This is a genomic window from Arthrobacter sp. H20 (assembly GCF_000520515.1).
Classification (GTDB): domain Bacteria; phylum Actinomycetota; class Actinomycetes; order Actinomycetales; family Micrococcaceae; genus Arthrobacter_D.
The window spans coordinates 135,680-148,751 of sequence record NZ_KI914712.1 but is presented as its reverse complement, the minus strand read 5'-3'; the positions used below and the strand labels follow the sequence as shown (position 1 = coordinate 148,751).

The following is a 13,072-nucleotide window of genomic DNA, read 5'->3' as shown; positions in this document are numbered from 1 at the left end:
ATGACTTACACAGCACCCGCTTCCTTCACCACCCGACCCACTCTCGAGGGCACCTTCGGGATGACCGCCTCCACCCACTGGCTGGCCACCGCGTCGGCGCAGGCAGTCCTTGAGCGCGGCGGGAACGCGTTCGACGCCGCCGTTGCCAGCGCGTTCGTGCTTCATGTGGTGGAGCCTCACCTCAACGGTCCGGGCGGCGATATGACCGGCGTGTTTGCCACGGCGGTGAACCCGTCCGAGCCCGTTGTCCTGATGGGGCAGGGCCCCGCACCGGCCGCTGCCACCCGGGAGCATTACCTCTCCGAAGGACTGGAACTGGTGCCCGGTTCGGGTGCGCTCGCCGCCGCTGTGCCCGCCGCCGTCGACGCCTGGTTCCTCCTGCTGCGTGACCACGGCACCTGGGAGCTCGGCGACGTCCTGGAATTTGCGATCGGTTACGCCCGCAACGGGCACCCGATCGTGGGGCGCGTCGGTGCGACGATCTCCGCTGTCGCCGACCTGTTCAACGACCACTGGCCGACGTCGGCGGCGCTTTGGATGCCCGAGGGCAAAGCTCCCGTGGCCGGTGACATGATCAGGAACGAGGCCTACGCCGCAGTGCTGGACCGCCTGGTCGCGGCCGGCGCGCCCGACGCCACCCGCGAGGAGCGCATCGACGCCGCCCGGCGCGAGTGGAGCGAGGGCTTCGTGGCGCAGGCCGCTGTCGCCTTCACCGCCCAGCCGCACCGACACTCGTCCGGCACCGACCACGCCGGCGTGATGAGCCTCGAGGACTTCGCCGGCTGCCAGGCCGGGTACGAACCCGCCACCACCTTCGAGTTCCGCGGCCACACCATCGCCAAGACCGGCGCCTGGGGGCAGGGACCGGCCCTGCTGCAGACCCTCGCCATCCTGGCCGGGTACGACGATGAGCACCTGGACCCGTCAACGGCGCTCGGCGCCCACACCATCCTCGAGGCACAGAAACTGGCGATCGCCGACCGTGAGGCCTACTACGGCGACGCCGACGTTCCCCTGGAATACCTGCTCTCGGAGGAGTATTCGGCCCTGCGCCGTGAGCTGATCACCGATCGGGCCTCCACCGAGTTCAGGCCCGGCACCGTGCCCGGCCGCGAACCGTTCATCCCGCCGCTGCGCACCGAGTACCTCCCACCGGCGCTCGCCGGGATCGGCGCGATGGCAGGGGTTGGCGAACCCACCGTCTCACGCAGTGGTGAGACCCGCGGCGATACCTGCCACATCGACGTCGTCGACCAGTGGGGCAACATGGTCTCGGCCACTCCGTCCGGTGGCTGGCTGCAGTCCTCTCCGACTATCCCCGAACTGGGGTTCTGCCTGGGCTCGCGGTTGCAGATGACCTGGTTGGAAGATGGAGCGCCGTCGACCCTCCGCCCGGGCAAACGCCCCCGCACCACGCTGACCCCTACCCTGATCCTCAAGGACGGGGTGCCGGTGGTGGCGCTGGGATCGCCCGGCGGTGACCAGCAGGACCAGTGGCAGCTGCTGTACATTCTGCGCACCATCGTGGGCGGCTACTCACCGCAGCAGGCGATCGACGCGCCGTCCCTGCACACGACGTCGATCCCCGGCTCCTTCTTCCCCCGCACCTGGGAACCGGGTGGGGCAGTGGTGGAGGACCGCCTGGGCGACGACGTCATTACCGACCTGGAGGATCGCGGCCACGTAGTCACCCGGGCTGGTGACTGGGCTCTGGGCCGGATCTCCTCGGTGGTCAGCGACCCAGCCACCGGTGTTCTCAAAGCCGCAGCCAACCCGAGAGGAGCTCAGGGCTATGCAGCAGGTCGCTGAACCGAGTGCAGGATCCAACGATGTTCTGCTGGCAGTCGAGAACCTTGAGGTGACGTTCGGCGACACGCCGGTGCTGCACAACGTCAGCTTCGAGGTGCGGCAGGGGGAGCGGGTGGCGATCGTGGGCCAGTCCGGCTCCGGCAAGTCGACGACCATCGGCGCCATCCTGCAGCTTCTGCCGGGAAATGGCTACGTCTCCAACGGCTCGATCAGACTGGGTTCCGGGGGGACCATGGTCGACCTGGCCGACGCGTCGGACGCCCAGATGCGGTCCATTCGCGGCTCTCGGCTCGGCCTGGTCCCGCAGGACCCCATGTCCAACCTGAACCCCTCGATGAAGGTGGGCGCCCAGATTGCTGACGCTCTCATGAGTAACAGGCCCCCCGGTAGTGAACGGTGGGCCCGCGCGCAAACGAAGGCACGCGCCGTCGAGCTGATGACCGAGGCTGGAATTCCCGATGCCGAACGCCGGTACGGCCAGTACCCCCACGAGTTCTCCGGCGGCATGCGCCAGCGGGTCCTGATCGCGATGTCCCTCGCCGGTGAGCCAGAGCTGCTGATCGCTGATGAGCCGACGTCGGCCCTCGATGTGACAGTGCAACGGCAGATCCTGAACCACCTCCAAAACCTGGTGGATGCCCGGGGGACCTCGCTGCTGTTCATTACCCACGATCTTGGGCTGGCCGCCGACCGTACCGACCGCATCATTGTGATGTCGGAGGGCCGCATTGTGGAGGTGGGCACACCCCGCGAGATCCTGCTCAACCCCCAGGAGGACTACACCAGGGCTCTCGTCGCCGCTGCTCCCTCGGTGGCAGCTGTGCTGGGGCGGGAACCGGCAGGCGGGGGAACGTCGTCAATCGCCGGGCCGGAACCGATCCTTGTGATCCGTGATCTGTTCAAGGAGTTTAAGCTGCGCGGGCAGCGGGGCAGCACAGTGCAGGCGGTGAAGAATGTTTCCTTCAGCGTGCAGCGGGGGACGACGACGGCGGTGGTGGGTGAATCCGGTTCAGGTAAGACAACTGTTGCGCGGATTATCCTCGGGCTGGAAACTGCCACATCGGGTGAGGCGCTGATCGATGGGAAGGCCATTACGGCGAGCCGCGGGCAGGAGCGCCGGGCGTTGCGACGCATGGTGCAGCCGGTGTTCCAGGACCCCTACGGCTCGCTGGATCCGACCTTCAGCATTGAACGGCTGATCGATGAACCACTGCGGATTTTCAAGGTGGGGGACAAGGACGACCGCCGGCGCAAGGTGGCCGACCTGCTGAACCAGGTGGGCCTGCCGCACGCCGTGGCGCAGCGCCGGCCCAACGAACTTTCGGGCGGGCAGCGCCAGCGGGTCGCCATCGCGCGGGCGTTGGCCCTGGAACCCGAGATGCTCATCCTCGATGAGGCGGTATCGGCCCTTGACGTGCTGGTGCAGGATCAGATCCTGCGGTTGCTGGCCGATCTGCAGGACCGGCTGGGACTGACCTACCTGTTCATCAGCCACGACCTGGCCGTTGTCCGGCAGATTGCCGATACTGTGGTGGTCATGAAGGCAGGCGAGGTGATGGAAGCGGGAAGTGTGGATCAGGTCTATAACCGGCCCGGGTCCGAGTACACCAGTGAACTGCTGGGAGCTATCCCCGGTGCTGCCTTTGCTGCCTGATCCCAAACCGGCGGATCCTGCCCCCAGGCAAAGGGTGCAGGACGAGATCCGGCGTGACATTATTTTCGGTTCCCTGCAGCCGGGCACGCGCGTGACCGAAGCGGTGCTCGCTGCCAAATACGGGGTGTCGCGCATCCCTGTGCGCGAGGCGTTGCGCGCGCTGGAGGCCGAAGGATTCGTCGAGTCGAAGCCCTACGCCGGATCGACCGTCTCGGAGATTCCCGTTGACGACGCCGATGATCTCTTCTCCGTGCGCGAAGCGCTTGAGGCAGCCACCGCGCGGCGGGCTGCGCGGCGGGCTGCTGCCCAGTTCAGTGCCGGCGAGCCGAGCGCCGAATGGTGGAAGGCGCGCCGGTTGCTCGCTGACCTGCTAGACGACGGCGACCAGGCAGTGGCTGCGGGGAACCTTCAGTTGCTGCCGGAACTGAACATCCGTTTCCACCTGGGGATCGCCGATCTCAGTGGCAGCGCCTCCCTGACCGCCCTGCTCCGCCAGATCTCCGGAAAGATCGAATGGCTCTACGCCACCGACGTTGACCACCGGGGCAAGCAGTCCTGGAGCGAACACCGCTCCATCATGGCCGCGATCGACGCCGGCAACCCGGCCGAGGCCGAACGGCTGATGGCCGGCCACGTCCACCAGTCCCGGGTGGGATACCTGGACCGGTTCGCCACGCCCTGATCCGGGCAGCGCCGCGGTGGGGTGCTGCGGCTTACAGGAGTGGGCGGAGCGGGGCGAGGATGGCTTCGCTGAAGCGGGCCACAATGTGACGCCGCTCCCACTCCTTGATCGTCAGGATGCGGCTGTTACCACTGTCGATTGCGAAGATCTGCTCCATATCGCTGGCCAGATCCTCATCGAAAATCTCCATATTGATCTCGTAGTTGCCGGTCAGGGACAACCGGTCAATGTTGGCGGTGCCCACTGTTGACCACTGGCCGTCCACGGTGGCTGTCTTCGCATGGATCATTGCGTTCTGGTAGAGAAGCACCTGAATCCCGTTCTCCAGCATCGAGGAGTAGAACCCGCGGGACAACCAGTCCGACAGCACGTGGTTGGATTTCTCCGGCAGAATCACCCGAACATCGACTCCCCGTTTGCTGGCCCGCAGGAGGGCGTTCAAAATCTGCTGGTCAGGGATGAAGTAGGCGGTGGTGATGAAGATGCGCTCCTTGGCCCGGTTGATCGCATCGAGGTACACGCCGCGGATGGGAAACACCAGATTCGCCGGGATGTTGTTGACCGCTCGGAGGCGTGGCTCCCAGAAATCGGCGCTGACGTCGCCCAGCTGCGGCCGCGACCGGGACGCTGACAGGTTCCACACGCTGACAAATGCCTCGCGCAGTTCCCACACCGAGGGGCCAGCAATGCGCAGGTGGGTGTCCCGCCACTTAGTGGCGTACAGGCTGCCAATATTGTAGCCACCCACAAACCCAACCGATTGGTCCACCACCAGCAGCTTGCGGTGGTCGAACCCCGTCCCGCGAATATTTGTAAACAGCACTGACGGCCTGAGCACCGGGAACCGGTAGACGTGCACATCGGGGTGGAACGAGTAAAAGGAGGGTCTGACCACCATGTTCGCGAACCCGTCATAGATCACGTAGACCTTGACTCCGCGGGCCGCCGCCTCATTGAGCGCGTCACGGAAGATGCGCCCGACGGCGTCGCCCTTCCAAATGTAGGTCTCCATCAGAATCTGATGTTCGGCGGACCGAATTGCTTCGAGCATCGCCTCGTACAGGTCTTCCCCGTAGGTATAGACGGTGGTCGTCGAACCGGCGACGTGGCCCTTGAAGATGCCGGGTCTGGGGAAGCCCTCGCGCTTGGTTCTGATCTTCTTCTGCACCGCGTCAATGATCACCAGTGTTGCTGCGACGGCTGCCTGCAGTGCTCCGAGCGCCAGGGCAGCTCTTCCAACAACTGTTCGGGCAAAGCCAAACATATGCTTTGGGTGGTGTAGACGCATAATCAAGAGCCTATCCGGACTTCGGGACGCGTGGGGTGCCAGCGCTCGGACACCAGGTCAGAGGTGACGCAGGTACCGGTCGGGTGAGTTCATGAAGCTGCGCCAGTTGGTGGTCAGTTCCAACTCGTCCCAGTGCCTTTCCCTGAACCCCCAGGGCCCCAGCTCAAGGATTGAGGCCCCGGGCAGTGCGGCGAGGAGCGGTGAGTGGGTGGACAGAAGCACCTGCGATTTTCCGTCGGCCAGCAGTTCCTTCAGGATGCCGAGCAACGCCAGACAGCCCCCGAAGGACAACGCCGACTCCGGCTCGTCCAGCACCCACAGGCCTGGACCGCGGAACCGGTCAACAGTGAGCTCCAGAAACGACTCCCCGTGGGACATCGAATGAAACTCTGGCTCCTTCCTCATGCCGGGGTTCCGCTCAAGGTAGGTGAAGAACCCGTGCATGGTTTCGGCCCGCAGGAAGTAGCCACGTTTGCTGCCACCGGGGTTGCGGGCCAACTGAAGGTGGTCCGATAGCTCCGACTCGGAGGGGCGGGTGGAGTGTTGGGCGCCGGCGGACCCGCCTTCCGGCGAGAGACCGAAGACCAGCGCAATCGCCTCGATCAAGGTCGACTTGCCGGAGCCGTTCTCCCCGACCAGCACCGTGGCAACACCGAGATCCAGACCGTCGTCCAACAGTTGCGCTACGGGCGCCAGGGTACCCGGCCAGCGCCCTGGCTCCAGCGGATACGCCGGGTGGGCGGTGACCCGTTTAATGGGGAACCGGTTGAGCTGCATCACAGCATCATGGCATCAGCGGTCTGGGGCGTCACAATCCTTCTGGGGATTCGCAGCGTATGCCATGATCAGATCCAGCCAGCATTGACGCGCGACGAAGGAGTCACCAGCATGAGCGGTTGGAGAATCAGGGATTTCCACTCGGCAGACATGGACGCAATCCTGCACCTGTGGGAGGAATCCCGCAGCGCCGGCGTCGAACCGGTCTACGCGCTCGCCGAGGTTCTGGCGTCCTGCCAGAAGGACCACGCCGTCGTCGCCGTCCATGGCGAAGCAGTCGTTGGCACGGCTGTGGCCCGCGCCGCCCACGATCAGGGGTGGATAGTGTTCTTCGCCATCGACGAGGGCTGGCGAAAACTGGGCATCGGGAGCGCGCTCCTCGCTGCCATCGAGGGCCGGATGGCACCGCACGGCCTGACCAAGCTATCCGCCCTGGTGCCCGACACCGAGCACCGGGTGGATGCCCTGCTCAACGCCGGGTTCCAGGACCGGAAGCACCTGCGGTATTTCGAACGGGACATCCCGGTGCAGCGGCAGGAGATGGGTCTCCTCAGCGAGCTCGGTGGTCGGCTGATGCCCCGCAACCTGTGGAACAACGTGGGCGGAATGCAGCGGGAGAAGGAGTTGCTTGAACGCCGGCTCGTCCTGCCGTTGGCCAACCCGGATCTCGCCGAGCAGTATGGGGTGGTTCCGCCTCGAGCTGTCATGCTGTTCGGCCCGCCGGGAACCGGCAAAACGACCTTCGCCAAGGCCATCGCCTCACGGCTGGAGTGGCCGTTCGTTGAGGTCTTCCCATCGCGGCTCGCCAGTGACTCCAAGGGGCTCGCCGGTGCGCTGCGCGAGACCTTCCTTGAGATCGCTGAACTGGAACACGCCGTGGTCTTCATCGATGAGGTCGAAGAAATTGCCGCTCAGCGGCAGGGCGAACCGCCGTCACCGTTGCAGGGGGTCACCAACGAGCTGCTGAAAATCATTCCCGCGTTTCGGGAGCGGCCGGGACGACTGCTGGTGTGCGCGACCAACTTCATTCGCGCGCTGGATACTGCGTTCCTGCGGCACGGCCGATTCGACTATGTCATCCCCATTGGCCTGCCCGACGACGCCGCTCGCCACGCGATCTGGCAGCGGTACATTCCACGGGAGGTGGAATCCGAGGTGGACATTGCGCGCCTGGTTGACACCTCCGACGGTTTTTCACCGGCGGATATCGAATTTGCTGCACGTAAGGCATCCCAGCGTGCGCTGGAGAAGGCGGTTTTCGGCTCGGCCGACGGTGACACACCGGCCGCCGGACCCACGAGCGAGGACTATCTGAGCGCTATCGCCGAAACGCGGACCACCGTGTCAGCGTCGGTAGCGCAGGAGTTCAGCGAAGATATCGAACTCATTGCACGGCTGTAGCCGGGATTCAGGGGACCGGCGCAGCATCAGGAAGCGGCAAGCGGTTTTCGCCCGAGATACACAGTGTTCGTGGAGTCCCTGCCCTGCAGCGGGTTGTCGAAACTGACCACTTCAGCACGCACCTCGGTGAAGACCTGGCCCAGCACGGCAAGGTAGGCATCGTCGGGCGGGTCATTGGACCAGAGGGCGAAGATCCCGCCGGGGTGCAGGTGGTCAGCCAGGCGGTGAGTGCCGGCCGGGTCGTAGAACGCTGAGTGGCTGGGATGGAGGACATGGCGCGGGGAGTGGTCGACGTCGAGGATCACTGAGTGGAACCGCCGACCCGGCGACTCGGGATCGAATCCCTCGGTTGACGCGGCCATGGCAAAGAAGTCGCCGTTGATGTAGCGGCACCGCTGATCGGCGGTCAGTGATTTCCCGGCCGGGATGAGCCCGCTCTGGTGCCATTCAATGACCTCGCCGAGCGCTTCGACGATCAGCAGCGACTGCGCCCGCGGGCTGTCGAGCACTGCCTGCGCCGTGTAGCCGAGGCCCAGCCCGCCGACGACGACGTCGAGCCCGCCACCAGGAAGTTCAGCGAGCGCCAGCTCCGCCAACTCGATCTCGGCGACGGTGAAGAGGCTGGACATGAGAAAGTCGTCGTCGAGCTTGACCTCGTAGACCTCCTTGTCGAAGGTCGGGTCCCAGCGCCGTCGGAGGCTGATCTCACCCAACCGGGTCTTGCGCCAGTCGAGTTCTTCAAACCGGGAGCTCATTTGGTCACCCAGTCATCAGGGCATGACTGTGAGTGGCCGGCGAAGCCGTCAGCGGAACGGATCATGTTCTCCAGTGTGCCATTAGTCGCGGACCCGGACTGCTGTCTCGCGCAGGTAGAGATCCACACGGGTGTACGCATCGCGGGTCAGGGCTTTCCAGAGTTCGACGGCCAGGCGGGGGTCCTCGGACTCGAGGTGGGAGATCGCATCGGCGGTCAGCACCATCACCCTAACTGCGCCCTCTGCCTTCACTGTGGTTTCCTGGCGGTCGTCGCTCCCCAGCGCAAGCTCGCCGAAGGTCATGCCGGCGCTCAGGGTGGTCAGGCGGACCCGGTCTCCGGTGGGTCCCGGCACCGAGGTGGTGATCTTCCCGGACAGGATGAAGTAGACCCCGCCGAACCGCTGGCCGACGCGGCGGATCACGTGGCCGTCGTCATACTCCCGCTGCTCCATGCGGTCGGCAAGGGCGGAGGCGTCGGCCGCGGTAAGTGGGCTGAGCGCTGGGCAATCGGTGACGGTCACCACCGCCGGGAGGCACAGTTCGTCACCGTACTTCGCAATCAGCCGGTTTTCGCACCATTCAACCGCTGCCGTGCGGGTGTCGAAGGTAGGTACGTCCCGGTCCACATCTTCGAAGGTCTCGGCCAGGGTGCCGTCGCTGTCGATGAGGACCAGTTCCCTGTCGTCGTCCACGAGATTTTCGCGTGCCTCTGCCAGCAGGCGCAGGGACACGTCAGCTACCTCGTCCACGCGGCGGAGGTCGAGGATGACCAGTTCGACAGTCGTATCCAGCGAGCTCAGTTCCCTGACCATCGATTCTGTGCCGGCGAACAGCAGATCACCGTTGAGCTCGATCACGCGGGCGCGGTGGCCGTTGTCACGGAGGATATCCATTGCCTCGTCGTTACGGCGGATTCCAGACGGTGATGCCGAGATGTCGTAGGTGGACCGGATGGCCGATTTACCGGTGCGGGCGGCCCTGACGAAGTGCAGTTCCATGTCCTGGGACAGCCGTTGGCTGGTGGCCATACCGCGGACGCTGCTCCCGTGCTCATCGAGGGGAGGGGAATAGACAGCGAGCCCTACCTGGCCGGGAAGGACAGCGATGGTGCCGCCTCCCACGCCGCTCTTGGCGGGCATGCCGACGGTGCTGATCCACGCGCCGGCGTCGTCGTACATGCCGCAGGTGGTCATGACCGACAGGACGCGTTCGATCGGGCCGATTTCCAGCACCTGACGATTGGTGAGCGGGTTGCGGCCGCTGTTGGCCAGGGTAGCTGCCATCACCGACAGGTCGAGGCAGTTCACCAGGACGGAGCACTGGCGGAAGTAGTCTTCGATCACCGGAGTGGGATCGTCCTCGATGATGTTGAACGAGCGGAGCAGGTGGGCCAGCGCACGGTTGCGGTGGCCGTGCTTGAGCTCTGATTCATAGATCTCGTTGTTGACGCTCAGCTGGCGCCCGGCGAAGGCCGAGTACGTATTCAGGATGCGCTTGAACCGCCCGTTGCCACCCGAACCCTTGATCAGGGAGGTAGCGGTCAGGGCGCCAGCGTTGATCATGGCGTTCGAGGGCCGGCCAGTGCCTTCGGCCAGCGAAATCTCGTTGAAGGAATCTCCTGACGGTTCGACGTCGACCTTCTCGTCGACCGCCTCCATCCCGAGATCGGCGAGGGCAAGCCCGTAGGTGAAGGGCTTGGAGATGGACTGGATGCTGAACTCGTCCCGGGTATCCCCGATCTCGTAGATGTAGCCGTCAACCGTGGTGAGGCAGATACCGAAGTTGTTCGGATCAACGTTGGCCATCGCAGGGATGGTGCTGTACGGCTTGCCGTCCTTCAGCTCAGCGATCTCCCGGTGAATGCGCTGGAGATAATTTTCAATAGGAGAGTCCATAAGTGCAACATTAGCTGGCTCCCGCACCCGGCGAGTCGGCCTCGAACGTGGCACCACTGGCCTCGGGATTACTGCTGGTATCGAGCACCAGCTGATGCAGCTCCAGATCGAGGCCAAGGTAGTCGCGCGGCCGCCCTGTCACCAGCGGCATCCGAAACCGGAGGGAAATCGCGGCTTGAATCAACACCCCCAACGGGTAGTGCACCCCTTCAGGAGTCTTCGCCGTCGAAAGTTTCGCCAGAAGGGCTGCACACTCCACGTCCAACGGGAGGACCCGCCGATTAAACAGCCCGTCCAACAGCACCTCCAATGCGCGTTCCTGCGCGAAGTGTTTCAGAGGGTGAGAGGCCGAGTGGATGGCTGCCGTCACCTCGGCCACTGACAAAGCGGTGGTCTGCGGCCTCGACGGGAATTGCTTCACCCATTCCGCCACCTGCTCGTCCTCGGTGGAGCTGATGAGCGCCAGGAGGACGTCCGAGTCCAGAATGCTCATGACTGGTGCCTCGATAGAGAAACTTCCTGACGCCGGAACTGCGACTTCCTTAGCGGCAGAGCACTGTTGGGGACCGCCCCAACCGAGAGGCGGACATTCCAGAGCTTGGTGTACCACTCGGGCAACGGCAGCGCAGCGATTGGAGTGAGCGCTCGACGGGACTCGATCGGTAGGTTAACGAATCGATTAACGAGCAGGCGCAATTCCTGCTGCATCGACCGGCCATTGTGTGCGGCTATGACCTTGATCTGGTCCACGACGTCCGCGTCCACTTGGCGGATGGTGAGGTTCGGCATGGGTATCTCTCTTTCATAACGTGCATGCAGTGCAGGCACTGCATGCATTTCCGGATCCAAAAGTGCATGCATCGATTGAACTGCATGCACTCTTTAGATGGGGCACCGTCCCCGGCTATGTGTGTAACCCCACAGCGCCCGAGGGATCATGAGAGGATACCTAGGGCCCAGCCGCCGCCGACATGGTTGCCACGCTCGTGGCTGGATCCCGCTTCGGGTATGGACTCCTGTGGGCGGTCATTCTCGCCGCGCTGGTCCCCATCTTCCCGCTCCGGGTGTGGGCGATAGTCATGGCCAGGCGGGGTTTGTGATGCACCTCACTCCAGGATCGACCGCTAATCGTGACCGTCCCGTGACGGTCCCTTAATAATGCTGTGGTTGGGTGATAAGGAGGCTGATTCAGTGCGCCCCGAACAATTTCGGAAATGTGCCTTCGGGCTGACACGTAACCAATGTGAAGAGGGTATTGATTTGTTGGATTTCTTTGGAGACCGGCTTCCTCAAATCCTGTTCTCCAGCTGGCAGCACTTTTCCCTGGTGGTTCAGTGTCTGATTCTTGGGACGGTCATTGCGGTGGGCATTGCAGCCCTGGTCTACCGCAGCAGCTTTTTCAGGTCGGTGGCCAACAGCGTCTCAGCCGTAGGCCTGACCATCCCCTCCTTCGCCTTTATCGGGCTCATGATTGCCCCGTTCGGGTTTGGTGTCACTCCTGCCGTCATCGTTGTCTCCTTTTTCGCCGCGCTCCCGATTCTGCGGAATGCAGTAGTGGGGCTCACCGGGATAGACAGCTCAGTAGTTGAATCGGCCAGGGGAATCGGCATGAGCCGTTTCCGCACGTTGGTGCAGGTGGAACTTCCACTCGCTTGGCCGGTCATCCTGGCTGGCATTCGCGTCTCCGCGCAGATGGTGATGGGCATCGCGGCGATTACCGCTTACGCCCTGGGCCCCGGACTGGGCGGTTTCATCTTCTCCGGGCTATCCCGGTTGGGCGGCGCCAACGCCCTCGAGTCAGTAGCCACCGGCGTCATCGCCGTCATCATTCTTGCCATTGTGCTCGACTTCCTGCTCATCGGCCTCGGCCGACTAACCACCCCGCGAGGTATCCGTGTCTGAGCCCATTTCCGCAGCAACCCACAACTCCGAGAACGCCGGGAATGACATCACCGGGGCCAGCATCCTGTTGGATAAGGTCACCAAGCGCTATCCGGGTCAGGACTCCCCGGCGGTGGACGGCCTGACCCTTGAGATTCCGGCCGGAAAGATCATCATGCTGGTCGGCCCCTCCGGGTGTGGCAAGACCACCACGCTGAAAATGATCAACCGGCTGATTGAACCCACTGAGGGGCGCATCGTCCTTGACGACGACGACGTCACCGACATCAACGGTGATAGCCTCCGGCGCCGGATTGGCTACGTTATCCAGGCCGGCGGCCTGTTCCCGCACATGAGTGTCGCCGCCAACATTGGCATTGTTCCCAAGATGCTCGGCTGGAGCAAGGACAAGATTGCGGCTCGGGTCGATGAACTGCTGGAACTGGTCTCACTGGATCCGGCGCGGTACCGTGATCGCTTTCCCAAGGAGCTCTCCGGTGGGCAGCAGCAGCGTGTCGGCGTAGCCCGCGCCCTGGCAGCTGACCCCCCAGTCCTGCTGATGGACGAGCCGTTCGGGGCAGTGGATCCCATCACCCGGCAGCGGCTGCAGGATGAGCTGCTGAACATCCAGGCAGAGCTGCAGAAGACCATTGTCTGCGTGACCCATGACTTCGACGAGGCGGTGAAGCTCGGCGACTGGATTGCCATCTTCACCGACGGCGCCCACCTGGTGCAGTACGACACCCCTGAGCGGATTCTTGCGAATCCAGCCAACGAGTTCGTCGAAAACTTCATCGGTTCAGGTGCCGGGCTGAAGCAGCTCACCCTGACCCGTGTCAATGAGGTGGACCTGGCTGAGGCAGTCGTTGCCAGCAGCGGCGACCTCGCCAGCGACGTACTCTCGAGGCTCGACGAAGCCCGCCACGACC

At 64.1% G+C, this 13,072-nt stretch carries 12 protein-coding genes; 6 read left to right on the top strand and 6 right to left on the bottom strand.

Annotation, left to right across the window (positions count from 1 at the left end; all coding sequences use genetic code 11):
- From Y703_RS0103145 to Y703_RS0103135, 3 genes are read left to right on the top strand one after another with little or no spacing between them, the layout of a single operon-like run.
- Positions 1–1,809: a gamma-glutamyltransferase family protein gene (locus Y703_RS0103145; RefSeq protein WP_026551558.1), complete on the top strand. Its 1,809-nt coding sequence runs from the start codon at positions 1–3 to the stop codon at positions 1,807–1,809.
- Complete coding sequence (locus Y703_RS0103140; RefSeq protein ID WP_026551557.1) at positions 1,793–3,463, top strand: dipeptide ABC transporter ATP-binding protein; 1,671 nt, start codon at positions 1,793–1,795, stop codon at positions 3,461–3,463. Before Y703_RS0103145 ends, Y703_RS0103140 begins: the two co-directional genes overlap by 17 nt.
- 34 nt (positions 3,464–3,497) lie before the next feature.
- Positions 3,498–4,145 (top strand): GntR family transcriptional regulator, encoded by a 648-nt coding sequence (locus Y703_RS0103135; protein WP_026551556.1) that lies wholly within the window; start codon positions 3,498–3,500, stop codon positions 4,143–4,145.
- Between the two features lie 31 nt (positions 4,146–4,176).
- Here the strand turns inward: Y703_RS0103135 and Y703_RS0103130 are convergent, their stop codons facing one another.
- Both Y703_RS0103130 and Y703_RS0103125 read right to left on the bottom strand, forming a co-directional pair.
- On the bottom strand, positions 4,177–5,433 hold the full coding sequence (locus Y703_RS0103130; protein ID WP_253907911.1) for a phospholipase D-like domain-containing protein: 1,257 nt from the start codon (positions 5,431–5,433) through the stop codon (positions 4,177–4,179).
- A gap of 57 nt (positions 5,434–5,490) precedes the next feature.
- Entirely contained in the window at positions 5,491–6,210 is a 720-nt protein-coding gene (locus tag Y703_RS0103125) for an AAA family ATPase (protein ID WP_026551554.1), read from the bottom strand.
- A gap of 111 nt (positions 6,211–6,321) precedes the next feature.
- Between Y703_RS0103125 and Y703_RS0103120 the strand changes: the two genes are divergently transcribed.
- A complete protein-coding gene (locus Y703_RS0103120; RefSeq protein ID WP_026551553.1) occupies positions 6,322–7,611 on the top strand; it encodes an ATP-binding protein in 1,290 nt (429 codons plus the stop codon).
- A gap of 26 nt (positions 7,612–7,637) precedes the next feature.
- Here Y703_RS0103120 and Y703_RS0103115 read toward each other — a convergent pair whose 3' ends face one another.
- The 4 genes from Y703_RS0103115 to Y703_RS17570 form a co-directional block, all read right to left on the bottom strand.
- Complete coding sequence (locus tag Y703_RS0103115; protein WP_026551552.1) at positions 7,638–8,366, bottom strand: spermidine synthase; 729 nt, start codon at positions 8,364–8,366, stop codon at positions 7,638–7,640.
- 81 nt (positions 8,367–8,447) lie between these two features.
- Positions 8,448–10,262, bottom strand: a complete 1,815-nt coding sequence (glsA, locus tag Y703_RS0103110) for a glutaminase A (protein WP_026551551.1) — start codon at positions 10,260–10,262, stop codon at positions 8,448–8,450.
- 10 nt (positions 10,263–10,272) lie between these two features.
- Positions 10,273–10,755 (bottom strand): PIN domain-containing protein, encoded by a 483-nt coding sequence (locus Y703_RS0103105; protein ID WP_026551550.1) that lies wholly within the window; start codon positions 10,753–10,755, stop codon positions 10,273–10,275.
- On the bottom strand, positions 10,752–11,051 hold the full coding sequence (locus Y703_RS17570; RefSeq protein WP_035763579.1) for a FitA-like ribbon-helix-helix domain-containing protein: 300 nt from the start codon (positions 11,049–11,051) through the stop codon (positions 10,752–10,754). Before Y703_RS17570 ends, Y703_RS0103105 begins: the two co-directional genes overlap by 4 nt.
- Positions 11,052–11,522: 471 nt before the next feature.
- On the opposite strand from Y703_RS17570, the gene Y703_RS0103090 reads away from it, so the two are divergent.
- Both Y703_RS0103090 and Y703_RS17565 read left to right on the top strand, forming a co-directional pair.
- On the top strand, positions 11,523–12,164 hold the full coding sequence (locus Y703_RS0103090) for an ABC transporter permease (protein WP_026551549.1): 642 nt from the start codon (positions 11,523–11,525) through the stop codon (positions 12,162–12,164).
- Positions 12,157–13,072 (top strand): ABC transporter ATP-binding protein (locus Y703_RS17565; RefSeq protein WP_035763631.1); only part of this gene is annotated, 916 nt, incomplete at its 3' end. The genes Y703_RS0103090 and Y703_RS17565, both read left to right, overlap by 8 nt.

Excerpts from the sequence above, each read along its gene's own strand:
- Y703_RS17570 (WP_035763579.1), bottom strand. The coding sequence starts at position 11,051 with ATGCCGAACCTCACCATCCGCCAAGTGGACGCGGACGTCGTGGACCAG.
- Y703_RS0103130 (WP_253907911.1), bottom strand. The coding sequence starts at position 5,433 with ATGCGTCTACACCACCCAAAGCATATGTTTGGCTTTGCCCGAACAGTT.
- Y703_RS0103140 (WP_026551557.1), top strand. The coding sequence starts at position 1,793 with ATGCAGCAGGTCGCTGAACCGAGTGCAGGATCCAACGATGTTCTGCTG.
- glsA (WP_026551551.1), bottom strand. The coding sequence starts at position 10,262 with ATGGACTCTCCTATTGAAAATTATCTCCAGCGCATTCACCGGGAGATC.
- Y703_RS0103115 (WP_026551552.1), bottom strand. The coding sequence starts at position 8,366 with ATGAGCTCCCGGTTTGAAGAACTCGACTGGCGCAAGACCCGGTTGGGT.
- Y703_RS0103105 (WP_026551550.1), bottom strand. The coding sequence starts at position 10,755 with ATGAGCATTCTGGACTCGGACGTCCTCCTGGCGCTCATCAGCTCCACC.
- Y703_RS0103125 (WP_026551554.1), bottom strand. The coding sequence starts at position 6,210 with ATGCAGCTCAACCGGTTCCCCATTAAACGGGTCACCGCCCACCCGGCG.
- Y703_RS0103145 (WP_026551558.1), top strand. The coding sequence starts at position 1 with ATGACTTACACAGCACCCGCTTCCTTCACCACCCGACCCACTCTCGAG.
- Y703_RS0103120 (WP_026551553.1), top strand. The coding sequence starts at position 6,322 with ATGAGCGGTTGGAGAATCAGGGATTTCCACTCGGCAGACATGGACGCA.